25 protein-coding genes and 1 pseudogene are annotated in these 24,065 nt (G+C 42.9%); 4 read left to right on the forward strand and 22 right to left on the reverse strand.

The window, feature by feature from the left end; all coding sequences use genetic code 11:
• Nucleotides 1-259 precede the first annotated feature (259 nt).
• Entirely contained in the window at nt 260-718 is a 459-nt protein-coding gene (locus tag ACR42H_RS25465) for a YwpF-like family protein (protein ID WP_436374089.1), read from the forward strand.
• 50 nt (nt 719-768) lie between these two features.
• Here ACR42H_RS25465 and ACR42H_RS25470 read toward each other — a convergent pair whose 3' ends face one another.
• The 8 genes from ACR42H_RS25470 to spoIIID form a co-directional block, all read right to left on the reverse strand.
• A complete protein-coding gene (locus ACR42H_RS25470) occupies nt 769-1,077 on the reverse strand; it encodes a hypothetical protein (protein WP_436374090.1) in 309 nt (102 codons plus the stop codon).
• A 137-nt stretch (nt 1,078-1,214) separates the two neighbouring features.
• Nucleotides 1,215-1,643: a 3-hydroxyacyl-ACP dehydratase FabZ gene (gene fabZ / locus ACR42H_RS25475; protein ID WP_009332168.1), complete on the reverse strand. Its 429-nt coding sequence runs from the start codon at nt 1,641-1,643 to the stop codon at nt 1,215-1,217.
• 52 nt (nt 1,644-1,695) lie between these two features.
• On the reverse strand, nt 1,696-1,842 hold the full coding sequence (locus tag ACR42H_RS25480; RefSeq protein ID WP_436374092.1) for a hypothetical protein: 147 nt from the start codon (nt 1,840-1,842) through the stop codon (nt 1,696-1,698).
• A 42-nt stretch (nt 1,843-1,884) separates the two neighbouring features.
• Nucleotides 1,885-2,154 carry a DNA-directed RNA polymerase subunit beta gene (locus tag ACR42H_RS25485; protein ID WP_113882300.1) on the reverse strand — a complete coding sequence of 90 codons (270 nt, stop codon included), beginning with the start codon at nt 2,152-2,154 and terminating at the stop codon, nt 1,885-1,887.
• Nucleotides 2,155-2,171: 17 nt separating this feature from the next.
• Complete coding sequence (locus ACR42H_RS25490) at nt 2,172-2,999, reverse strand: flagellar hook-basal body protein (protein ID WP_113882301.1); 828 nt, start codon at nt 2,997-2,999, stop codon at nt 2,172-2,174.
• Between the two features lie 34 nt (nt 3,000-3,033).
• Nucleotides 3,034-3,873 (reverse strand): flagellar hook-basal body protein, encoded by an 840-nt coding sequence (locus ACR42H_RS25495; RefSeq protein ID WP_113882302.1) that lies wholly within the window; start codon nt 3,871-3,873, stop codon nt 3,034-3,036.
• Nucleotides 3,874-4,202: 329 nt separating this feature from the next.
• Nucleotides 4,203-5,204, reverse strand: coding sequence for a rod shape-determining protein (locus ACR42H_RS25500; protein ID WP_113882303.1), 1,002 nt, complete (start codon nt 5,202-5,204; stop codon nt 4,203-4,205).
• 521 nt (nt 5,205-5,725) lie between these two features.
• Nucleotides 5,726-5,998 carry a sporulation transcriptional regulator SpoIIID gene (gene spoIIID / locus ACR42H_RS25505; protein WP_009332173.1) on the reverse strand — a complete coding sequence of 91 codons (273 nt, stop codon included), beginning with the start codon at nt 5,996-5,998 and terminating at the stop codon, nt 5,726-5,728.
• Nucleotides 5,999-6,690: 692 nt separating this feature from the next.
• Between spoIIID and ACR42H_RS25510 the strand changes: the two genes are divergently transcribed.
• Entirely contained in the window at nt 6,691-7,329 is a 639-nt protein-coding gene (locus ACR42H_RS25510; RefSeq protein WP_113882304.1) for a LysM peptidoglycan-binding domain-containing protein, read from the forward strand.
• An 82-nt stretch (nt 7,330-7,411) separates the two neighbouring features.
• Here the strand turns inward: ACR42H_RS25510 and ACR42H_RS25515 are convergent, their stop codons facing one another.
• The 7 genes from ACR42H_RS25515 to ACR42H_RS25545 all read right to left on the reverse strand — a co-directional run bounded on the left by ACR42H_RS25515 (nt 7,412) and on the right by ACR42H_RS25545 (nt 14,490).
• Nucleotides 7,412-8,074 (reverse strand): 3'-5' exonuclease, encoded by a 663-nt coding sequence (locus tag ACR42H_RS25515; RefSeq protein ID WP_113882305.1) that lies wholly within the window; start codon nt 8,072-8,074, stop codon nt 7,412-7,414.
• 18 nt (nt 8,075-8,092) lie between these two features.
• Nucleotides 8,093-10,003, reverse strand: a complete 1,911-nt coding sequence (locus ACR42H_RS25520; protein WP_436377084.1) for a DUF294 nucleotidyltransferase-like domain-containing protein — start codon at nt 10,001-10,003, stop codon at nt 8,093-8,095.
• The gene (locus ACR42H_RS25525; protein WP_113882307.1) at nt 9,984-11,654 is read right to left on the reverse strand and encodes a sodium:solute symporter family protein; all 1,671 of its coding nucleotides are present in this window, start codon (nt 11,652-11,654) and stop codon (nt 9,984-9,986) included. Before ACR42H_RS25525 ends, ACR42H_RS25520 begins: the two co-directional genes overlap by 20 nt.
• 93 nt (nt 11,655-11,747) lie before the next feature.
• Nucleotides 11,748-12,050: a DUF4212 domain-containing protein gene (locus tag ACR42H_RS25530; RefSeq protein ID WP_019380636.1), complete on the reverse strand. Its 303-nt coding sequence runs from the start codon at nt 12,048-12,050 to the stop codon at nt 11,748-11,750.
• Nucleotides 12,051-12,196: 146 nt separating this feature from the next.
• Nucleotides 12,197-12,379 carry a hypothetical protein gene (locus ACR42H_RS25535; RefSeq protein ID WP_113882308.1) on the reverse strand — a complete coding sequence of 61 codons (183 nt, stop codon included), beginning with the start codon at nt 12,377-12,379 and terminating at the stop codon, nt 12,197-12,199.
• A gap of 310 nt (nt 12,380-12,689) precedes the next feature.
• Nucleotides 12,690-13,295, reverse strand: coding sequence for a pyroglutamyl-peptidase I (locus ACR42H_RS25540; protein ID WP_436374097.1), 606 nt, complete (start codon nt 13,293-13,295; stop codon nt 12,690-12,692).
• Nucleotides 13,296-13,524: 229 nt separating this feature from the next.
• Nucleotides 13,525-14,490, reverse strand: a complete 966-nt coding sequence (locus tag ACR42H_RS25545) for a M23 family metallopeptidase (RefSeq protein ID WP_113882310.1) — start codon at nt 14,488-14,490, stop codon at nt 13,525-13,527.
• A 143-nt stretch (nt 14,491-14,633) separates the two neighbouring features.
• On the opposite strand from ACR42H_RS25545, the gene ACR42H_RS25550 reads away from it, so the two are divergent.
• The gene (locus tag ACR42H_RS25550; RefSeq protein ID WP_113882311.1) at nt 14,634-15,053 is read left to right on the forward strand and encodes a VanZ family protein; all 420 of its coding nucleotides are present in this window, start codon (nt 14,634-14,636) and stop codon (nt 15,051-15,053) included.
• A 32-nt stretch (nt 15,054-15,085) separates the two neighbouring features.
• Here ACR42H_RS25550 and spoIID read toward each other — a convergent pair whose 3' ends face one another.
• Entirely contained in the window at nt 15,086-16,117 is a 1,032-nt protein-coding gene (gene spoIID / locus ACR42H_RS25555; protein WP_436374100.1) for a stage II sporulation protein D, read from the reverse strand.
• Between the two features lie 105 nt (nt 16,118-16,222).
• Nucleotides 16,223-17,080 carry a LysR family transcriptional regulator gene (locus ACR42H_RS25560; protein WP_436374102.1) on the reverse strand — a complete coding sequence of 286 codons (858 nt, stop codon included), beginning with the start codon at nt 17,078-17,080 and terminating at the stop codon, nt 16,223-16,225.
• Nucleotides 17,081-17,203: 123 nt separating this feature from the next.
• Here ACR42H_RS25560 and tcuA point away from each other — a divergent pair, with 123 nt between their 5' ends.
• On the forward strand, nt 17,204-18,703 hold the full coding sequence (tcuA, locus tag ACR42H_RS25565) for an FAD-dependent tricarballylate dehydrogenase TcuA (protein ID WP_436374104.1): 1,500 nt from the start codon (nt 17,204-17,206) through the stop codon (nt 18,701-18,703).
• Between the two features lie 75 nt (nt 18,704-18,778).
• On the opposite strand, the pseudogene ACR42H_RS25570 reads toward tcuA, so the two are convergent.
• The 5 genes and pseudogenes from ACR42H_RS25570 to ACR42H_RS25590 all read right to left on the reverse strand — a co-directional run bounded on the left by ACR42H_RS25570 (nt 18,779) and on the right by ACR42H_RS25590 (nt 24,045).
• A pseudogene (locus ACR42H_RS25570) lies at nt 18,779-20,145 on the reverse strand (SLC13 family permease).
• Between the two features lie 66 nt (nt 20,146-20,211).
• Nucleotides 20,212-21,717 (reverse strand): tripartite tricarboxylate transporter permease, encoded by a 1,506-nt coding sequence (locus ACR42H_RS25575; RefSeq protein ID WP_113882316.1) that lies wholly within the window; start codon nt 21,715-21,717, stop codon nt 20,212-20,214.
• A 21-nt stretch (nt 21,718-21,738) separates the two neighbouring features.
• On the reverse strand, nt 21,739-22,188 hold the full coding sequence (locus tag ACR42H_RS25580; RefSeq protein ID WP_113882317.1) for a tripartite tricarboxylate transporter TctB family protein: 450 nt from the start codon (nt 22,186-22,188) through the stop codon (nt 21,739-21,741).
• Between the two features lie 12 nt (nt 22,189-22,200).
• Complete coding sequence (locus ACR42H_RS25585) at nt 22,201-23,178, reverse strand: tripartite tricarboxylate transporter substrate binding protein (protein WP_436374107.1); 978 nt, start codon at nt 23,176-23,178, stop codon at nt 22,201-22,203.
• Nucleotides 23,179-23,358: 180 nt separating this feature from the next.
• Nucleotides 23,359-24,045 carry a response regulator gene (locus tag ACR42H_RS25590; RefSeq protein WP_436374109.1) on the reverse strand — a complete coding sequence of 229 codons (687 nt, stop codon included), beginning with the start codon at nt 24,043-24,045 and terminating at the stop codon, nt 23,359-23,361.
• Between the last annotated feature and the right edge of the window lie 20 nt (nt 24,046-24,065).

Below are 24,065 nucleotides of genomic sequence, written 5' to 3' on the forward strand. Positions count from 1 at the left end.
CTCCTCTCTTTGATATTTTCATCATATCCGGAACCTCTTCACTGTGTAAAAAAGACAAAAAGTGTTTTTTGCAATGCTTTTTCAGCAAAAACACCCTAAAAATTCATTTCTCAGCCCCGTTTCTGCAAAAAACGGCCCCTAAAATCAAAATTTCAGCATTTATAAAAAGAAAATTCGACAAACCCTCAAATTCGCTTTCCGTTTGGCCTGTGTTATAATTTTTTTTATAGACAACTTATTTTAGAGATGGAGGTAAGCCATGAAAACATTTAAACTTGTTTCTCTGCAATTGGTGGAAGAAAATGGCCTGATTGATATTCAACTGGATGATGGATTGATTATCAATAAAGAAGACGAGAAGAGCACCTGGCTCCTGGAGGCATTTATTGATAAATCCTATCTTGAGTACTTCAAAAAGCGCGCTGATGACAAGGACGAGCTGACCATCCAAGTTGTTATTACGAAAAAAGAAAACGATCCAGCCGCATTCCAAACTAAAATTACCTCTATCAGTGAACTGGAAAACCATATCAGCATCCTTTTTGAAGGGTCACTCAAAAGAACGAAAAATGATTATGCCGAACTGCTGCTTCAGGACCTCTTGGACAAAGGCTTTATTGGAGACAGCCTGCTTGATGAATTCAAAGTTAAGATGCAAGGCAAGCCGCGCCTGGCTGCTGCAAAAAAGAAAAATAAAGAAACTCCCGCTCAATCATGACGGGAGTTTTTCTTTAGAAAAGGACAGGTTCACCCCTGTCCTTGCCTTTTTTACTTATCTTTATTATCTTTATCCTGCATATCCAGGTTATCTTCAACAGCATCTTCACCCGGCTCGTTGTTGTCTTCCATCATGTCGCCGTCATCATCTGTGTTGATGTCGTTGTCGTTCGTGTTTTCATTCAGATCATTCGTCATATCGCCGTTGTCACCGTTCATATTACCATCATTTACATCGCCGTTATCTTCAGTGATTGTATCATCTTCCGGCGGCGGCTCCTGATTATCTGTGGCACAGCCTGCTAGAAGCATGGCAGAAAGAACGGATCCTCCGATAAGTGTTAAAAGCTTTTTATTCATCGTAAAAGCCCCTTTCATAAGGTTGTATTGTTGACCTGCTGCATTGGTCTTCCTTTATATTTCCCAAAAACCTAAACAACTTGCATATTTTTTTACAGAAAAAATCCCGTACGCTCGGTACGGGATTTCTCTTATCGTTACCTTTCTATTGCAAACATAATTTCAGCTTCCATTGCCACTTCGCCCTCTACAGTCGCAACGGCTTTTCCTTTTCCGATTCCTCTGCGGACGGAGAGCAGTTCGACTTCCATGATGAGTGTATCGCCCGGACGCACCTGGCGTTTCCAGCGGCATTTCTCCACACCGGCAAAAAAGGCAAGTTTACCTTTATATTCATCCAGTGACAGCAGGGCAACAGCACCTGTCTGTGCACAGGCCTCAAGCGTCAGGCATCCTGGAAAGACATTGTAATTTGGGAAATGTCCATTAAACACTTCCTCGTTGGCACTTACATTCTTTTTGCCGACGGCTCTTTTTCCAGGTTCAAGCTCTTCAATGGAATCCACAAACAGAAATGGGTATCGGTGAGGGATTATTTCTTTAATTTCTTCGACATTCAACTTCATATGTATCGCTCCCCTGCAGTATTTAGTACCAGATACTAATAATAGCTTATATTTATTTTACTAAAAAATTGCCCGGACGCAAAGCGGAAAGAACAAAAGCGGAAGCGCCTTGATCAGCCCTGAGGGGCTGGGCGCTGGAGCTGGATGCAGATAATTTTCCATCAAAATTATTCTCATCGTTATATAATACAAATTCCAAGACAGCAAAAAAGAAGGGCATCATCACCCTCCTCTTCATTTTCTATTCTTTTTCAATCAATTCCACAATATGCATCCAGGTGGATTTTGTAAAAATATCTTTTACTTCCCCGCCGCCGATGACTCCATACCCGACCGCGGCTCCTGCCGTAACGCTCAGGAAAATTAAAAGCACGACAATAATAATCCGAAGCCAGATCGGAATGAGGCGAATGCGAACCCGCCCTTTACGCGGTGATTCTTCTTTGCTGTGTTCTTTTTTCAGTTGTTCACGCGTCTTGACTGCTTCTTGATTACTGTTGTTTACTGACATTTTATTTCCCCTTTTACCTAACGTATTCCGTTGATCAGCCCCATCATTTGATCAGCCATGGAGACAGATCTTGACTGAAACTGATATGCCCTCTGCAGGTTGATCAAATCTGTCATTTCCTTGGACATATCCACATTGGATTGTTCAAGGGAACCCTGGGCCATACCTATCTGGCCGCGGAGCGCACCGTTCAGCTCTGTATAGATCCCCTCGCCGTCAACTCCATCAGGAAGACCGAGAAGATTATCCCCTTTTTGCTCCAGGAACTGAGGCTTGTTAATCAGAACTATTCCAAGATTGAATTCCTGGATGGCACCATTGGCTGCTTCTGCCAAAAAGCTGCCTGTTTCGGTCACTTTAAAATTTTTAGCTTGTCCATTCATTATAATCGAATTATTATTTTCATCAAGAACAGGAAGTCCGTCACCAGTCACAAGCATGATCTCATTATCTGAAACCGGTGTTAAATAAAAGGCGCCCGATCTGGTAAAACGCACAGCCGCCCCCTCTTCGGTCTGCTCCAGCACACGGAAATATTGCCCTTCTTTTGTGAAGGCAAGATCAAGCGGCCGTTCGGTTGCCTTTAAGGCACCCTGCTTCATGACAATTTGGGACTGCGCGAGCTTTGCTCCTACTCCTTGCCTGATGCCTGCAGGTGTCAGTCTCGCTGTCTCCGCATTCGGATTCCGCTGATTATGGAACTGCTGAAAAAGCAAATCGGTAAAATTGGCTTCTCTTCTTTTATAGCCCGCTGTATCAATGTTGGCTACATTATGACTGACAATATCCATCTGCTTCTGCAGCTGGGCCAGAGTATTCGTTGCCGTGATCATGGTTCTATTCATTGTTCTTCCCCCTTAGCGGGTCTGCCGCAGGACATTAGCCGATCCGTCCGATTTCATTTGCGGCTTTCTCCATACTGCGGTCATAAGCCTGCAGGACCTTTTGGTTTGCTTCAAAAGAGCGATAGGCGGTCATCATATCAGTCATCGTCCGGGAAGCATCTACATTGGAACGCTCCAAATAGCCCTGCTGCAGCTTGAATTGGACATTCTGTGCATTATAGGCATTCTCAAGGACACTTTCTTCTGTCACTGCAAACAGGCCGTCACCCTCTTTACGCAGGCTTTCAGGGTTTTGTGCATACATAATGCCCAATCTCGCTGTTTCACCTGCTTCACCTGTTATCACACCATCTTCACTCACTGTAAAGCGGTCATTGGAGAGCTGAATCCGTTCACCCGCATCATCCAGAATATATAATCCGCTCGCTGTCGTTAAATAACCTCCGCCATCAATGGTAAAGTTTCCATTCCTTGTATAGCGCGGCTCGCCATCAATACCTGCTGCTGTATAAAAGACAGATCCTCTTAAGCCAGTATCCGGATTAACAGGCAGATTAAGATCAAGCAAGGCCAGGTCCGTATTCAGGCCTGTTTCCTTCACATCTCCCTGCATGAAGGATGGCAGCGTCTCCTGCATATAGACCCCTGTATTCAGGCTGCCCACTTCCTGATTAAAAGGAAGATTAAGGCCTTTCTCGGTCGGAACTGTCTGCTGGCCCATGCGATGCAAAAGCATCTCAGGAAAAGCCCTCAAGCTCGTCTGATCTGCTTTAAAGCCGGGCGTATTGGCATTCGCCATATTATTCGTCAGCACTTCTGTTCTCCGCTGCTGCGCAAGCATCCCGGAAGCAGCTGTGTAGAAACCTCTAAACATCTTTAATCACCTCTAAATTGCAATTCCGAACATCTATTTACCTCTATTATAAGAAACTTTCCGACAATAAACATTAAAAATCTGAAGAATTAAGTCAGATTTTGAAAAAAGCTGTACCTTTTTTTAATCGGCTGGAATAGGAGAAAGTTTACTAAAGATATTCACTTATTGATATCGGTCAGATTTCATTTTTATCGTTCACATTTTTTATATATCGGCCAATTTAGAATTTTATCGGTGAATTTCTAAATTTTTCGGTCACTTCGCTCAATAACAGCATTTGAGCTGCTCCCAAAAGAAAAACCCGCCAAAAGGCGGGTTCCTCACTATTATACAAGCTTCTTCTTTGGAAGCTTATCAATATTATCAAGCATGATACCTGTTCCAACGGCTACGCAGTCCATCGGGTTTTCTGCAATTAAAACAGGGACTTTCAGCTCTTCAGCCAGAAGCTGGTCGATTCCGTGAAGAAGGGCCCCCCCGCCTGTTAAAATAACCCCGCGATCGATGATGTCTGCAGACAGTTCAGGCGGTGTGCGTTCAAGCACGCTTTTGGCAGCCTGTACGATGATTTCAACGGATTCTGCCAGAGCACCCTGAACTTCTTCAGAGCGTACGGTAATCGTTCTTGGCAGACCCGAAACCATGTCACGGCCGCGGATTTCCATTTCCTCGCTTTTGCCGCCAGGGAATACGGTCCCGATTGATACTTTAATATTTTCCGCAGTTCTTTCGCCGATTAAAAGCTTGTACTCTTTTTTGATATATTGAAGAATTTCGTTGTCAAATTTATCTCCGGCCATCTTAATGGAAGAAGACGTTACAATGTCTCCCATTGATAAAACTGCCACATCTGTTGTACCCCCGCCGATATCGACAACCATGTTTCCGCTCGGCTGAAAGATATCCATGCCTGCTCCAATTGCGGCAACTTTTGGTTCTTCTTCAAGATATATTTTTTTGCCGCCGCTTTTTTCAGCAGCTTCCCTAATCGCCTTCTGCTCAACACCTGTTACATTTGTCGGGCAGCAGATTAAAATGCGCGGCTTTGATAAGAAGCCTTTAACATTCAGTTTGTTGATAAAGTGCTTCAGCATCGCTTCTGTCACATCAAAGTCGGCAATAACCCCGTCTTTTAGCGGGCGGATTGCCACAATGTTCCCTGGTGTGCGTCCGACCATGCGTCGCGCCTCTTCCCCTACAGCCAGTACTTTGTTTGTATTTTTATCAATTGCCACTACAGATGGTTCATTCAGCACAATTCCGCGTCCTTTAACGTGGATTAGCACGTTGGCAGTTCCTAAATCAATCCCAATATCCCTAGCAAACATTTTTCTTTTTCCTCCTTGCAAAATGGCCAGCTTCTGTCCGCACCTTTGAAGGCTCTCTCTATTTAGGCATTCTTAAAGCGAACTTCGCTTATAAATTTTTAGTTAGATGTTCAAGTCATTATTCGCAATTGCAGTTTAAGCCACGCAAAAAAATCAGTTCTTTTAAAAAGAAATGATTTTGCCCGGCGTTCTCTTTAGGAGTCCTAGTCTTTACGAACCAAGTTCTATCCTAATTTTATATTTTAACACATTCCTTGTGAAAGCAGTAACATTTTGACAGATTTTGTGAGACTTTTTGAGGGTTTTTGTCGAAATGGGGAAATTGATGCAGGCGACTTAGGAAGGGGCTTAAATCCATATAGCAAAGCCTTGGATCAGGCCATGGAAACAGCTTATGATCTTTTAGCCCCCGAAGCCGCATGAAGGTTCATCATGTAACAGCAAAAGAAAAATTGCCATGATACAGCTAAAAACGGCAGTCTTTAGCCTTTGACGCCTTTATCAGCGCCTTTTGAATCTTTTCATTTAACTGGCTCTTCTTCCATTTCTTCTTTTTTGTATTTCATTTTTGTGGCTTCACCGCCGCGCAGATGGCGGATCGATTTATGATAATCCAGGATTTCCTTTACTTCGTTTGCCAGTTCAGGATTGATTTCAGGTAGTCTTTCCGTCAAGTCTTTATGGACTGTACTTTTGGATACGCCAAACTCCTTCGCGATTACGCGAACCGTTTTTTTCGTCTCCACGATATACTTTCCAATCTTGATAGTTCTCTCTTTGATGTAATCGTGCACACCACTCGCCCTCCCCGATTTGGATGTGAGAAGTGTGAAATGAGACTCGCTTTCTGTCTGGTTTTTAACTGTATTCCGCATGGATTCCTGATTAAATGAACTTAATCGTGCATGCGCCTGAAAGGCTTGCTTTCAGCTTGCGATAATTAAACATGTCCTCAACATATTCATTAGTTTTAGTAAAACGATCCCTCACCTCATACATTCTCTTTGTAAGGTTTGTAACAGTTTATTAGCTTGGTTGAGGTAATATGCACGAAAAACTCAATAGGGACAAGGTTTTGTGTAAATTTTTTGAAAATAGGACATCTGGAGGTCAAAAATTAGAAATGTTTTCAAAAAATTCTTTGGGGTATTTGAAAAATAAGAAGCCTAAAGCCCAGTGATAAATTTCCTAATTTCAATTGCTCGAATGATAAAATCCGGGACTTTCCCCGCAGTTTCGACAAAATCCTTCATTGAGGGGTCTTTCATTTTAAAGCGCATAAACAATTTCTTTAGAATCAGATAAATGCATAAATCTAGTAACTATAGAGCGGATTGAACTATATTCATTTTCGGAAACAAGGGAAAAGAGCCAGGAACTCCTCCCTATTGTGAACCGGATATTTATACCGTACTATTTTCTCGGAAAACAATTCATTTAATTGGTTATTAAACCACTATATTCCAATGGATAGGATGAACATAGTATGCAAACACGCAAGGAAAGGATTCTAAACGATAAAAGAAAGAAGATAAAAGCAAGAGGAATGGCTGCAGCCAGCACTGTATTCGCTGCAGTAATTGCATCAGCCGGTTTCAGCGCGTCATCAAAAGAAGCTCAGGCATTGACAGGCACCTACAAAGTGAAGCAGGGAGATACTTTATATAAAATCTCCAGGGAACATGATATGACTGTTAAAGAATTGAAAGCGGTTAACCACCTTAAGTCTGACACGATCCATCCCGGGCAAACACTGGAGGTTCGGACGGAGCGTCATACAGAAGAACCGTTCAATAATGAGACAGCTGTTTATACCGTGGTGCCGGGCGATACACTATGGGGAATCGCAAAGCGCTACCGTATGAATGTCAATGAACTGAAAAGATTGAACAAGTTAAAAAGTGATATGGTACTCATTAATCAGAAATTGACCATTAAAGGGGATATCTCCAAAATAAAAGCAGTCATCACTGGTGCGGCAGACAACTTTACGGTGGAATTTAAAAACGGGGATGATTATTTCACATTGAAGGTACCCTATGGAACTGCACAGACCTATCAAAAAATGTCAGGAAAAAAAGTCCTGGTGGTTTATAAAGACGAAGCACTAATCAATATACAGTAAAGGTATGGAAAGCCGCATTCTCCGGCTTTCCATAGGTTTAATTACATCACCCATCCGCTCACCAACATTCCAACCACAGTCATTAAAATAGGGATCTCGTTTGACTGTCGGTTGCTTTAATCAATTCCCCCCAGGTTTTATGGCCCCTTTGCTGAAACTGAAAGAGCAATTCAACAAATAGGTATGCGGTAGTTAAAGCATCCCCTTCTGCACTATGGCGGTCATATATGCGGGTGCCGAATGCCTTGGCATATCTCTCAAGGTCGCGCATATCATAGGACGGGGCGATAAAGCCAATCAAATCCAGCGTGTCAATAGTAAGGAAATTTTTTAAAGCAAGCTTTTCGCGCTTAAATTCACTCTTGATAGCAAGTGCATCAAAGCCTACATAATGGCCAACCAGGCATACAGCTTTCCTTGATTCAACATAATCAAAAAAACTTTGAATGGCTTCCAATGCCTGCGGGGCATCTTTGACCAGCTCATTGGAAATAGAGGTTAATTCTTTTATTTCCCGAGAAATTTGTCGTTTTGGGTTAACAAATGTCTGAAAAAGGTCCTCTTCCTGCACTTGAAATCCTTTTACCGGGACGGCACCAATCTCAATGATCCGGTCTGCAGCAGATACTTGAAATCCTGTTGTTTCAGTATCAAATATAATAAAACTCAGGTCTTCAAGCGGAGTGGATAACGGAATATTTTCATACGTTAAGGAACATGTCACATTTTTTCTGAGAAAAAACATACCAGCATCCTTTCAGATCTATAGAGAGAATCTTGCGATTGCCTGGCTCTGCAGCTCCCTTAATGTCTTTAAGCTTAGAATCAATTCTTCTTTTTCGCGGGCAGACATCCTTGTAAATGAGATAACAGAAGAGAGTGAGGCACCTGTTTTCTCCTGCTGCCAGCGCTGGGTGACATACAATGTCATAATAGTGCTTACTGCTTCCTTTAAATCTTGTGCAAACTCCTTAGGGAATACCTGCTTCTCCTGCAGGAAATCTATTTTTTCCAATGGTGTGCCTGATAGTTTTCCATGTATAAGTGACAGGATCTGCAGACTATGGTGATAGGGAAATAGAATTTCTTTTTTCATATCGATATTCTTTCTATGCAGCTTGAATAAGGATCGGATCGGCTGATCCAGGGTAGGTATGGCATGTTCCTTTTCCAGCTGTGCCAGCCGGAATAAAAAAATTCTGGACCGCTTAATCTGTTCAGCGGACAGCGCTTCAAATTTCGTATGCAGCCCTTTACTCCCCGCAATCAGCCGATAGGAGAAGAAGTTCTGCGCTAATAATAAATGGTCATTTGTTGAATGGAGCATCCATGTTCGCAGCCTCTCTTCCCATACTGTCAGTGATCCGCGCCATTTCTGTTCACTGCACATCATGAGCCCTTTGCAGCGTGCATAGCCAGCTGCTTCCATATTAGAGGTGATTCTTTTTCCCAGCTCTTCAAAAAATGCCGAGGCTTCTTCTGAATGACTCTCATAAACAAGGAAATGATCCTGATCTGTGAGCATGAACTGTTCTCCACGGCCGCTTGAGCCCATTTGATAGAAAACAAATTCGCATGGCTGCCGCAAACCTCTTTCTCTCAGTTCAGAAATAGATAGAGCTATAATCCTTACTGCCAGACGATCGTATAGCTTTGTAATGATTTCAAGCATTTTTAATATGGGAACACGATCTCTTATTAAAGAATCAATAATGTCATAGATGCCGGTTTTGATTTGCGGAAGACTGTCCCGGTCGGCTTTTTCAATTTTTTGAACAGTCTTCATCACATTCTCGTTTTTCCTTCTCAGCAAATCTGATAGCGTCACAATCCCTACCACGTTAGTATTTTCCTTGACAGGCAGGTGTTTGACGCCCTTAAACAGAATCAGTGAAAGGGCGTCATAGTAATACGCAAACCTTGATATCGTGACTGGATTCTCTGTCATAATGGTTCTTGCCTGAGCAGATAAATCAGCACCTGCAGCAGCTACCCGTTCCACTATGTCTCTTTCCGTAATAATCCCTAACAAGCAATCATTCTCTGCAACGAGGACCGAACTTATTTTCCTATTATGCATTAATTTAGCGGCCTCCTGAATGGATGCGGCCGGACTGACTGCAGCCGCCTCATTGCTCATGACATCCTGAACCCTGATCATGATTGCATCATTTTCTCCATAATCTGTTGCGAGCTTTACCTGTTCGGCAAGAGATGCGTAAACATCTTTCAATCTGATGGCTACCTGCGTCAGCATGTAATCATGAACAGCAGGGTCATCCCATCTTTTTCTCACCACTTCAAACGGAATGAACATCGCCCTTACCTCGCTTGAGGCTTTGACTTCGACCATTGACTCTGTATCGATCTGTTTGGAAACCCCCAGGAAATCGGCGAGGCTGGAAAAACCAATCAATTCCCCTGCCTGAACCACTTCAAGCACTTCTTCCCGTCCATTGTGTTCATTTTTTACCAATACCTCTGAAAGACCTTCTAAAAGGAGAAGAAGCCCTTCACGCGGTTTATCTTTTTTCAGGATAATGTCATTTTTCCCATACCGGCGGACTTCACACAAAGATAGAAGTGAAAGGGCCGTGTCAGATTCCACCCCATGAAAAAAGGGGTGAAACCGCACAGCCTCCAAATGGTATAGGTTATACAGATTTTGATCCATCATCGTTCATCCATACTTCACCATCTTTATAGACCATTTGCTCCGGATAGCGAAGATCCATAACCTCCTCCTGAATTTTTTGCGAAGGGGCAGCTGTCATAAGAGAAACAATGATATTAGCTGCAAATGCAGCAGCGGCACCAAACACACCAGCACCTGTATCAATGATACCCAGGATGGTAAAGCCCCCATATTTGGCTGTAAAGATATAAGCCAAAGTTACACCTAATCCGACCAGCAGGCCGGCAATAACCCCCTGCGAGTTTGAACGCTTCCACCAGACACCCAGAACAAGCGCAGGGAAGAATGTTCCTGTCGCGAGTGCGAATGCCCAGGCAACAATTTGTGTAATCGCTCCTGGAGGGTTAAGTGCGATAAGGCCTGCCAAAAGAGTGGCGATTACAATGGACCAGCGGGCAACAGAAAGACGTGTCTTTTCAGTTGAGTTGGGCTTTAGCACCCGGTAAAAAATATCGTGGGCAAAAGCGGAAGATATCGCAATCATCAAACCGCCGGCTGTTGATAATGCAGCAGCCATTGCCCCAGCCGCCACAAGACCGATGACAAACAGGCCAAGATTGGCAATTTCAGGTGTCGCCATAACGACAATATCGTTCGAGATAATGAGTTCATTCCACTGCAGTACGCCATCACCATTGCCATCAGCTACTTGCAGCTTGCCTGTATCAACCCATGTCTTCGTCCAGGCAGGCAGTTCCGTAATTTTGCTGCCGGCAACCTGTGTCATTAAAATGAAACGGGAGAATGCGGCGTATGCAGGTGCAGACAGATAAAGCAAGCCGATGAACAGCAAAGCCCATGCTCCAGACCAGCGGGCGGCCTTCATCGTTGATACCGTATAGAAACGGACAATTACATGCGGAAGACCGGCTGTACCAGCCATCAGTGTAAACATAAGGGCCAGGAACTGCCACTTTGTTCCGTTTGTAAATGGTGCAAAATATTCAGAGATTCCAAGCTCCCGGTCGAGTTCACCCATTTTACCGACAAGCTCTCCATAAGAAAGCCATGGAGCCGGGTTTCCTGTAATTTGAAGGGACATGAAAACGACTGGAATGATATATGCGATAATCAAAATGACATACTGAGCAACCTGGGTCCAAGTAATCCCCTTCATGCCCCCAAATGCAGCATAAAAGGCAATAAGAACGACACCGATCATGGTTCCAAGCTTCGCATCAATTTCAAACAGGCGGCCAATAACCACTCCTGAACCGGAAAGCTGGCCAATCGAATAGGTAAAGCTGATGATAATTGTACAAAGAGCTGCAATCACACGGGCTGTGTGGCTGTCAAACCGGTCACCGATGAATTCAGGAACCGTGTAGCGGCCGTATTTCCGCAGCTGTGGTGCCAACAGGAAGGTTAAGAGCAGATATCCGCCCGTCCAGCCCATAATATAGGCAAGACCGTCATAGCCCAGGAGCATGATCGTTCCCGCCATCCCGATAAAGGAAGCGGCACTCATCCAGTCGGCGCCTATCGCCATTCCATTAAAGACTGGCGGCACCCCGCGTCCGGCAACATAGAACTCCGACGTTTCCTTTGCCTTATTATAAATGGCTATTCCAATATACAAAGCAAATGTAGCTAAAATAATGGATAATGAGACCAAAAATTGTGTATCCAAAGACATCCCCCTTTATTACGTACAGATTTATATGACACCCCTTTTATCTCTATCTATAGCGGCAGCTTAAACATCTGCTCATTATTTCATTAATTAATGATCAAGAACTTTCCCTGAGCTGATCTGTTCATTTTTGTTTTCATCAATTCCATATTTCCTGTCAATGGCATCCCCCATTTTTGCATTAACGAACAGCAGAATGATAAAGGTCAGTACAGCTCCCTGTGCACCCATAAAGTAATGGAATGGAAATCCGTTAATCGAAATATCGCTTAATGGTTCTGCAAAAAAGACCACGCCAAAAGAGGCAAGAAATCCAATAGCAAAATAAATGATCATATTCCGAGTCTTTTCGCGGAAATAACTGTCTGCTACTTTTTTATCAATTTTTTTCAAAACTCCACCCCCGGTAAAAATGATAAATGCACCACTCTTGATTCTGATTAACAGACTTTATTGTCAGGAATCACTCCTTTATTGGTTATCTGCAGCTGAATCGCTGCTATTTCACCGGATCCGTTATCCGGACCCGGACAAAACCATTACCTTAAACTGAAAATAAATTTGACTGTATCCATGAAAGGTGCGGGAACAAGAATGATTTGAACGAGGAAATAAGCAAAGATTGATAGAAATGGAACTGCCAGGAATATTGGCCTTTTCTTTCTTAAAGCCAGAAAAAGGCAGATTCCTGTAATGATCATCATAGACACTAACGTAAGCAATTTGGTTCCCTCCTTTTCGGAAAGCGCTGTCATTTTTTGCCGCTTTCCGCTTTAAATTTTAAAATAGGCATCCGAGATATTTTCTGACTTCATTTAATTTTAAGAAAATTCATACTTCATTATGTACAAAAATCATTTCCAGGTCAAGTACATGCTGGAAATATATTAATTTTTTTTAAAAGAACCAGCTGCTCCCCTTGATACTTAAGGGTTTTTGTCCGAAAACATGGATGGCGGAGGCTTTAGGACATTAGAGGAAAACACTATAGTGATAATAAAAACTTCACAAAAAAAGAGCCTATCCGGCTCCTTAATCCAATTCTTTGATGATAAGAGTAATTGCCTCCAGCAAATCTGGATCAGACCAGCTTGCCATGCTTTTTTTGCTGGCAGCTGCCAGCTCATGGGAAGCTGGAATATGCACAAAGCCCGCTGGTACTTCAGTGTTTGAGGATCTTAGCAAATGAAGCACGGAATACATTACGTTATTGCATAGATAGGTCCCAGCTGAGTTCGAAATGGCAGAAGGATATCCCGCTTCTTTAAGCCTATTAACCATTCGGCGGATTGGAAGAGTTGAAAAATAGCCATCAGGACCATTTTCCTCTATCAGTTTGTCTTCAGGGGCGACACCGCTATTATCCGGCTCCCCGTCCTGGCAATTGATTGCGATTCTTTCAGGTGTGATGGCTGCGCGGCCAGCAGCCAGCCCAAGAGAAATTACTGCATCCGGTTTTTTCTCCATTACTTCCTCTGCTATTTTCTTAGGTGCGAGATTAAAATCCACCGGCAAAAGGTGCCCCATAATTTCATAGTTTCCAACAGCTTTGCCATCCAATGCATTCACAATCTTTTCTGTCGGATTGATTGGAAAATCAAGAAAAGGTTCAAATCCGGTTAATAGAAGCTTCTTCATATTTTCTCCCCCCTGTATAACTCTTCGCTTTCCGAAATATTATACAGGATAATGGCAGAATTGTCGAAAAAATGTTAAGTCGACAAAAATCGGGTGGTACCTGTCAAAAGAAAAGCGGAAGCGCCATTGCCCACCTTCGACACCTCGAGGGGTAGGCTGCTTGCGCTAACTTCAGGATTCATACATTCTGTCAAAAAAAGAGCCCGCCATTTCGGCAGACTCCCTATCATTATGCGTCAGTTGATTCAGTTGCAGTGTCTTCTTCAACTTGGTCGTCAGTTTGACCTTCGTCTTCAGAAGCTCCGGCTGGATCTTCTTCTGTATCAGCAGACTCGTCTTCTTCCGTATTTCCGGTATTTTCATCTGCAGATTCTTCAGCAGAACCTTCATCTTCTGATTTGCCAGACTCTTCAGCTGACTTGTCCTCAGAAGGAGCAGCTTCTTCGTTTCCTTCAGTTGCACCGCTGTTTTCTTCAGCATTAGCTTTGTCAGTTGTGTCTAACTCCTGTAAAGAGCTAAGCGGCTTATTGAAGTAATCAAGTGGATTGACCGGCATTCCGTCTTTACGGATTTCAAAGTGTACGTGTACGCCTGCTTCTTCATTAAACAAGCTTTCTCCTGCCTTCGCAAGGGCGTCACCTTGTTCTACCTGGTCGCCAACCTTAACATTCATCTCTGTAACAGATTGATATTGTGTTACAATTCCTTTGTCATGCTCCACTTCAATGACATTGCCCAACAGTGAATCTTCTTCTACCTTAGTTACTTTTCCGCTTAATGCAGCAAGGACATCAAAAGTTTCTCCATCCTTTACAGCAATATCAATACCTGTGTTCGGATGGTATGTGTTATTGTAAAATACTAGAGCAGCTTCCTGTTCTTCAGCCTTGCCGTCATAATCATAGAATTGTTTTTGAATGACAGCTGAGTCTGGATCTTTGACAGGCATTACGAAGTTTTCCATTGCGCGGTTAACTTCCAATGCTGGCTCGTCGTACTTTTTGCCGGTAATATCAGTGGCTTCGTAATCGTAGCTGTCAGTGTCTGTAGCGTTGTCGCTTGTTTGATACCAAAGAACACCGGTTAGAATGATTGCTGCACTTGCAATGTAGATAGCTGGGAATGCCCACCGCTTCTTCATAAAGCGTTTAAAGCTGGAATCTTGAGAAGATCGTTTCTTTTCTTCCTCTCTCATTTATCATCACCTCAGCAATCAGTCTGAACAGATTGAGAGGATTATATACATTTCTCAAAAAAAATTTTTTGTGCTTATTTTTCGACAAAAGTTTTCGGATTATGCATGTTTTGAGTAAAAATTTTAAAAGGAGTTACTGATAGATGGTTAAATGGATAATACGGGTGCTGCCTTTCCTATATATGGCGCTTATTTGGGTCCTGTCCAGCATGCCGGCAGATGCAGTGGTGGAGCTGCCGGATCTGGCAGTGGACCGTTTTATAAAAGAATCTATGCATCTGATTGAGTTTGGTATTTTGTATGTTCTTTTTGTTTTGGCTGCTTTAACAGTATTTAAGCTAACGCCGGGAGTAAATATCTTATTGGCCGTATTGGCTTGCTTTTACGGGATTCTCGATGAAATTCATCAATCGTTTATACCTTACCGGTCTGCTGCTTTGATTGACGCTGTCAAGGATATTACCGGTGTGCTGGTGTGCTGGTATTTGATCAGCCGGGCTCTTTTTTATGGGAAGTTTAAAAAGCTTGGTAAGTTTCTTGGTTTTTTTAATAAAGCAAATTGAAAGAGCTGATTCAATGAACCAGCTCTTTTCGCTTATTTCTTAGCTGTGACCTTCGTCAGCAACTGATCGGAAGCGGCAATTTCTACGCCTTTATAATAATGGGCAACGATTTCTTTGTAGTTCTTTCCTTCAGCTGCCATGCCGTTTGCGCCGTATTGGCTCATGCCGACCCCATGGCCGTAGCCTTGGGTATTGATGATGATATTGTCTCCTTTGCGTTCCCAGGTAAAGTCTGTTGATTTTAGTCCCAGTTTCTCTCGAATGTCTTTACCGCTGACGACTTTTCCGTTAATATCCACTTTTGAGACCCGCTGGCCGGCCGTGCGCTCGGTCACGTTTCCGATCGTGCTATCATTAGGAAGCTTCACACCCAATTTCCTTTCAAAATCCTGAACGGTGAATACCTCTCTGCCGTTAAACTTGGGAGACTGGAGGTCCCATTTGCTTTCTACACTTTTTAAGTAGGGAACAGAATTTGGCCAGATGGCTTCGGAGTTTTCCGTAAAGCCATTGCTTGTTGAAAAAAAGGAAGCTGTAATCGGTGAGCCGTCGAAAGTGAGAATCTGTCCTTGCGTTTCGGTAACGGCTTCTCTTACCTTTTCGATTTTCCACTTATAATCTTGTTTCCATTGCTGCCTCAGTTCCTCATCATTTTTATATACCTGATGGGTTACTGTATCGTAAACCAATGCTCCCTCAGGAAGTTCTACGCTATCTCTATTCATTAACTGCTTTACAATGAATGTCCTTGCTGCCAATGCCTGAGCCTTCAATGCCTCTTCTTCAAACTCTGCAGGCATTTCCGATGCTACTACTCCGACGATATACTCTTCAAGCGGAACCGTCTCCAGCTTTTTCTGTGCAAGGCGGTAGACCCCTACCTCTATGGCTGGCCCTTGGGGAATTTCTGCCGCCGTCTCTGTTTTCGTCTTAGTCTTAAGCTCCTCGCCAAGCTTCCCGCTGACTTTTCCTTCTGTAAAGGGAATCACAAGCAGGGCTGGAACGATAAGCGTGATGGCAAACAACAATGCGGCTAGTACGATGAAAGGTTTGAATTTTGTCATGTTTTAGGCCTCCATAGCAAATAAATAATTCGAACTCATTTCATGTTTATGGCCATGGACAAGCTATTATGACAACTTAATGAACCGGAATGCCATTTATCCAATTTATGCTTTACTGCCGCGGATAAATTCGATAAAAGCTTTTGAGACGGAGAGATCCAGTGAACTTTCATTAAATACAAGCCATGTTTTGCGGTAAAGCTTTTCACCCTTGAAGCTCAATTCCCATGTGTTTAGATCCGTGCAGCCTTTAAGGCAAATCTCCGGCAGGATTCCATAACCCAGCCCATTCAGAACCATTTCACGGCATGTATCGATAATATCTACTTCCATTGTAATAGCAGGAGGGAGGTCGAAGTTTTCCTTCCACCAAAGATCGATAATACTTTTTAAGGATGGATCGGTGTTATAATCTATTCTCGGCAGATATGGAAGCTGTTCTAATTCGATTTTTTCGTTTGAAGCAAGGAAGATTCTCTCTTCATCTATTAAAATTTTTGGCCCCTTCCAATCGTAAGGGTCCCGGACGATGCCAATATTCGCTTCTTCTTTATGAACCATTTGGATTACCTCATAGCTGAAGCCGGTTTTTAACTTCAGGTCTACCTGTGGATATTGAATTAGAAATGCAGCCAGTATTTCAGGCAATCTATATCTGGCATATGTTTGCGAGACTCCAAGCCTTAATGCTCCTCTTACCTCACCCTCCATGCTGCTGAGAAAATCCTTCGTTTCCCTTAGCTGATGAACCATCCTATTGGCATATTCCACTAAATATTCCCCTTCTGATGTAAAATCCACTCCTCTCTTTCTTCGTGATAGGATTTTTACAGAAAATTCCTTTTCCAGCTGTTGAATCCTGTACGTTAATGAAGGCTGCGAGATATATAACTTTTCTGCTGCTTTCGTAATATTCCGTTCTTTATGGATTGTCTGAAGTATGAGCCAATCTTTTTCGTCCATTTCTGCCTCCACTGAAATAGAATTTTTTTATCATTAATAATAAAATATCGATATTTTATTTATTTTACCATTCCCCCTACAATAAAGTTATAAATAGTAAAAATTCGTCGGGGGGAACTTAAAATGGCTAAATACGATGTAGTAGTGGTGGGAGCCGGCAATGCGGCTCTATGCGCAGCAATTTCTGCAAAAGAGAATGGTGCAAGCGTCCTGGTCCTTGAAAAAGGTCCTGAACATAAGCGCGGAGGCAATTCTTATTTTACAGATGGGGCCATCCGTTTTGCTTATAACGATTTAAGCGATATCAGAAGAATCATGCCCTCATTGACAGATGAAGAAGCCGGTAAAATTGTTATGCCGGAGTACAGTGATTCTGACTATTATAATGATTTAATGAGGGTGACTGAAGGCCTGAGCCATACGGAGCTGGCAAATCAGCTTGTTTCTAAGTCTTACGAGACAATCGTTTGGATGAAGGAGCAGGGTGTCGAATTTGAACTGAATTATGATAATCAATCATTTAAAAAGGATGACAAAATTCACTTCTGGGGCGGCCTTCCTGTTAAAACTAAGGAAAAAGGGATTGGCTTAATGAAGGCACTTTTCCAGCGCGCCAAGGAAGCTGGGATTGATATATGGTATGAGGCCCAGGCAACAAGGCTATTAACGGAAGACAGCAGAATAACCGGCGCAGTCGTTCAGAAAAAAGAAAAAGAACTTACCGTGGAAGCAACCAGCGTTGTGCTTGCCTGCGGAAGCTTTGAAGCCAATAAAGAAATGCGCTCCAGGAATTTAGGACCTGAGTGGGAAGCTGCTGCTGTCCGGGGCACAGAATTCAATACAGGTGACGGAATCAATATGGCGATTGAGGCTGGAGCCGGAACATTTGGTGAATGGTCAGGATGCCATTCCATTGGTACAGACTATAATGTTCCAAAGGCCGGTGATTTCACAAAGCCAGGCGATATCTTTAAGAAGCATTCATACCCGCTTGGAATCATGTTAAATAAAGAGGGGTACCGATTTGTGGATGAAGGGGCTGATTTCAGGAACTATACCTATGCGAAATATGGACGGGAAATTTTAAAACAGCCTGGACATGTTGCTTACCAGATCTTTGATAGCCAAGTGAGACCTCTTCTGCGCAAAGAATATAATCTGGAAGAAGCAACTGTTTTTCAAGCAGACACACTCGAGGAATTAGTGGAACAGCTCCCTGTTGAAAAAGAACAGTTTTTAAAAACCATTCACGAATATAATGATGCTGTTCAAGATGGTGATTATAATCCGTCTGTCAAAGATGGAAAATCAACATCCGGCATCACTCCTGAAAAAACGAACTGGGCACTGCGGGCTGAGAAAGGACCCTTCTATGCCTTTCCGGTTACATGTGGAATTACGTTTGCCTTTGGCGGATTACATGTGAACACCGATGGAGAAGTACTAAATAAAGAACAGATCCCAATTCCAGGGCTTTTTGCAGCAGGAGAGATGGTCGGCGGAATCTTTTATAAAAACTATCCAGGCGGATCAGGCTTAATGTCCGGTGCCGTCTATGGTAAAGTCGCTGGAACTCAAGCCGCATCATTCGCAGTGAATCAATCCAGAGCTTCAATTAAATAACTATAATGGCGTGCTCAGTTAAATGTGCACGCCATTTTTTCTTCAAAACAGAAAAAAGAGGCAGTCGTAAGCCCCTCATCCCTGCCAATAAAATGCGAACGCTCCTAAAATAACCCCGATCCAAATCAAGAAAGAAACAGCACCCGCTTTAAGCAAATCTCTCTCACTAAAATGGCCATATGAATAACTGATTAAATGGACAGGCGATTGTGTGATAAAGAAAAAGCCTGGAATACCTGCTAAAAGCACGGCCTTCACCAGGTTCAGGGCCGGAAAGCCGCTTAATACATCCCCCAGTGAAATCACTAAAGGGAGCATGATGGCCAGGAAACCTAAGACATTCACAAACATGATTCTCATCAATGAAGTTAATAGAATTAGGATCAAAACAGTCATAAATGGAGTCTTCAGGGCAAGGATTTGGGTAAGATACTTTACCAGCAAATCGATTGTGCCTGTACTTAACAGCATTCCTGAGACCATGAGCGTAGAAGCAAAAAACAGAACGATATCCCAATTAATCGATTTTCTTGCCCGCTCCCATTCCCAGACTCCGATCCCCGGGAATATGGTCAGACAAGCGCCCAAAAGTCCAATAAGAGGAATTGAGTATCCATGTATACTTTGCGTGATCCAAAGAGCAAGTGTAACGCCCATAATCGCAGCATTTTCTTTTCTCTTGCACTTATTTTTCCCAGTTCACTGATTTTGGCTTCAAGCAGATACAGCAAATGCTCTTTATTAATTTTCTCCGGCGGAAACATGATGATGAATGCCAGACCGAGCAGCACGGCAAAAATAGCGATTGGCACTCCAAAAGTAAGAGTCCATTGCAGATAATCAATATGATAGCCACTATCGGACAAAAGACTGTAAGCATAGATCGTTGAACTTGCTCCTGTAGCAACAAAAGCACCCGTAATCGGGATCAGATAGGTAATGCCGATGAACAAGGATTTCGCCAGATTGCTTGATTCGTCCATCGACTTTAAGCTTCTGATCAGACTATCAAATACGGAGGAAATAAGGCTCGCTTTGCCAACATTGGACGGTACTAGGACCGATAAAATAAAGACAAGGAAAAACGAGATGAAGACAAGCACCTTGCCCGCACCGCGGGACCCTTTCAAAATTATTAAGGAAAGCCTGTCGGCTAAGCCGGTATCGATAAAGGCTCTTGAGATGATAAATGTAGAAACCAGCAGCCAGACAACATCAGAACTAATATATGCCAGCACCTCTTCATAAGTAAAAAAATGAAAGGAAAACATCAGCATGACTAATAGTGAGCTGTAGGCCAGGGGAAATACGTTTCCGACCCATAATAGCTGGATAATCACAAGCGCGATGAGCGACTGTACTTTTATATCCCATTGCATCGGGAGGATAAAAAAGAAAAGATACAGCGCGATTGCTACAATCATTAGAAGTTTCTTATTCATAATGTTTCTCCTTCGGCGTAAACAGAAAAATCCACCATTATTCTGGTGGACTTTCCTGGATCCATATTAAGCAGAGATAGCTTCTTTATCATTATTTCTGCTTTTCTTCTTGAACTTATTGATCACAATTGGATAGAACAAAGAAAGTACAGTCAGCACGATCAGTGTAATCGATATTCCAGAAGAAAAGAATATACTAAAGCTGCCGTTAGATGAAGTCAGGGCCATCCGGAAATTCTGCTCCATATCCCCGCCCACAATAATTGCCAGCACCAGCGGGGCAATTGGGAAGTCCATTATTTTCATGAAAAGTCCAATCACGCCAAAAAGAAGCAGAAGGAAATAATCAGCGGTGCTATAGCTGAGTGTGTATGTGCCTATAAACGCCAGCATGATGATAAGCGGATATAGAACTTTAGCTGGTGTATCCAGGATTTTCACCAATAAGCCGACAAGGAGAACATTGATGATGACGAGTGCGATATTTCCAATAAACATGCTGTTGATAAGGGCCCATACAATTCCAGGATCATTTTCAAAAAGCAAGGGGCCTGGTCTCACGCCCAGCATGATGAGAGCTCCGAGCATGACCGCTGTCGTGCCTGAACCCGGAATTCCCATAGTCAAAAGCGGAATCATGGCCCCAACAGAAGCAGCGTTATTGGATGATTCCGGAGCTGCAAGTCCCTCAACAGCACCTTCACCGAACTCCTCAGGTTTCTTTGATAGCTGCTTCTCGGAGGAGTAACTCATCATGGAAGCAATTGAACCTCCCGCCCCAGGCAGGACACCAACGATAAACCCTAATGGAGCACTGCGAAGTATCGGCCACTTCGACCTTTTCCATTGTTCCTTGGTAAACCAGATTCTGCCAACCTTCTTCTTTTCCTTTTTTACTTTATCAATCGTTAAAAAGTTATAAAAAACTTCTCCCACTGCATAAACACCGATAATAACAATGAGGAATTCAATGCCTTCACTTAAATGGGGAATATCCATTGTAAAACGGTGCACACCCGTCTGGGGGTCAATTCCAATGGTACTGATCAGAAGACCCAGCGCCATCGCGATGAAGCCTTTCACCATTTTACCGATTGAAAGTGATACAATCGCCGATAATGTTAAAAGCATTAATAGGAAATATTCTGATGGGCCAAATTTTAAAGCGAAGTTTGCCAGCGGCTTTGCCAAAAAGATAAAACCAAAAACTGCCAATACACCGCCGATAAAGGAAGCCACTGCGGAAATGGCCATTGCCTCTCCTGCCTGTCCCTTTTGAGCCATCGGATATCCGTCAAAGGTGGCCGCGATTGCAGATCCATCTCCCGGTGTATTGAGGAGAATCGAACTTCTTGACCCGCCATACATGGCACCATAATAGATGGCAGCCATTAAAATAATCGCGCTTGTCGGATCCATCCCAAAGGTAATCGGGATTAAAACCGCAACAGCTGTTGCTGGCCCCAAGCCTGGGAGCATTCCGACAATCGTGCCTAAAAACCCGCCAATGACAACCCAAAAGATATTCATTGGCTGTAAAACGATCTGGAACCCTTGCAAGAAAGCATCCATGCTAACTTCTCACCTCCATATTTATGGTAAACTCACACCCAATAATTCACTAAAGCCGTACCAGGTTATGAACGAAAATGAAACCGTGACAATGATATTAGCCTTCCACTTCTTCCATCCATTCACATAGAAGAGCAGACACCCTAGGAAAATAATGGTAGAAACCAAAAATCCAAAAGGTTCGAAAATAAAAGCGTAAATCACTCCGAGGGCGATGGTCACTGCAATTAATTTCAATGTCCTCCCCTCAAAAAGCCCCTGGATTTTCCCATTATGTTCATGCAGGGTTTTTAATTCGTTAAAGAGATAGATGATGCTAAGCACCAGCATGAAAATACTTAATCCTATAGGAAAATATAAAGGTCCGTTTGGGTTTCCGAGATTTGCCTTTGGAATGGCGAATGAGCTGATTAAAAAGACACCGGCGATGATGATCATTAACAAAGGCATTCCTATTTTTACGGCTTTCATCCCATCGCTCCCTTACTTAACCAATCCAGAATCATTTACCAGATCTTTGTATAACTTCTCCTGTTCATCAAAAAACTCTTTGGTTTCTTCACTATTTTGATAGAAGTCATCCCAGTCATTATTCTCAAGCAGCTTCTTCCATTCATCCGTTTTAACCATTTCCGTTAACTTCTCATCCCAATATTTGATTTCTTCTTCAGTCATGTCAGGCGGGCCCATAATTCCTCTCCAGTGAGGAAAGACCATATCTATTCCTTCTTCCTGGAGTGTAGGCACATCTTCGAGCTCTTCCAATGTCTTATCAGAGGATACAGTCAAGATTCTAAGCTTTCCAGCCAAATGCTGATCCTTAACCTCCGATAACGATGTGGTTACAGCATCCACATGGTTCCCCATCAAAGCGGTAACCACATCTCCCCCGCCTCCATCATAAACAAGGAAATTCAAGTCTGTCGGGGTAATTCCCTTCATGTCAGCAACCTGCACAAAGGCCAGATGATCATCATTTCCTAATCCAGGGCCAACTCCGATTTTAATAGACTTTGGATCCTTCTTGATCTGGTCCATTAAGTCATTGATGGATTTATATGGAGAATCAACCGATACGGCAATTGCCTGCCATTCGGTAGCCAGAGTTGCTAACGGAGTAAAGTCTTTGTGTGTCAGCTTGCTTTGTCCCAGCAGATTATTCGTCAGGAGCAAGCTCGAATTTACTGCAAGGTTATGAGAATCTTTGCTGTGAAGGTAGTTCCAGCCCACCTCACCGCCGCCTCCCGGCTTATTAATGACATTTACATTGCTTTTGACAAGTTTGTTATCTTTTAAGATTTTCTGTACGGATCGGGCAGTCAAGTCCCATCCGCCACCCGGAGATGCAGGGGCTACAATCTCAATGTTCTTCGAAGGGTAATCTGCACTGTTAGATGCTTTACCTGATGAACATGCCGACAGCAATAATACAGATAATATTAATATTCCAAGTTTTTTCATGATATCCACTCCTTTTTAGTTACTTATTCTGAATTTATAATAAATTCTAAACACTATAGTGTAAACGTTTTCAAAAAATTGTCCATATAAACCTTTATATGCATTTTGTTCATTATGTTCATATGTTCATTGGTTCACATATTTATAAAAAAGAAAAAGCCCTGATCATTCGGACCTTCCCTATCCTTCCTTTATGTAATAATTCCGTTCTGGCCTTCCTACAATTCCATACTCCTGCTCCACATAGGCTTTATTGGCACTTACCAAATATTCCAGATACCTTCTGGCCGTAGTCCTGGATGCACCCATTTTTTCGCCAACTTTGTCAGCGGACATGCCTTTCGTTTCTTTCTTTAGTATTTGGCTTACTTTGTTTAAGGTAAGGTAGTCAATTCCCGCAGGCAAATCAGGTTTATCTTCTTTCACCTTGCGGCCTCCAAATAAACGGTCAATGGCATCCTGATTCACTTCCGCTAATGAGTCCAGAACCTGCTTATCATGCCTATATTTCTCAAGTGTTCCGACAAATGTCTCCATTGTTACCGGCTTAATCAAATAGTTATGGACGCCAAACATTAGGGCTTTTTTCAAATATTCTTTTTCTCTTGCAGCTGATATCAAAATAACATCCAGCGCGGGGAACTTTTCACGGATTTCCAGCAGCAAGTCTGTTCCCAATTTATCCGGCATATATATGTCCAGCAGCAGCAAATCCACTTGATGGACGTTCAATAAATCCATGGTTTCCCTAGCATTTAAGGCCTTCCCGGCTAACTTCATACCCCTAACCCTTGATAAAAATTCTTCATGGATTTGCGCAATCCGGAAATCATCCTCAGCAATTACAACATTGATTACCCCACTCAAATTCCCCCTTTATAAGAGAT

The sequence above is a fragment of the Cytobacillus sp. BC1816 genome (assembly GCF_051353635.1).
GTDB lineage: Bacteria > Bacillota > Bacilli > Bacillales > Cytobacillaceae > Cytobacillus > Cytobacillus oceanisediminis_C.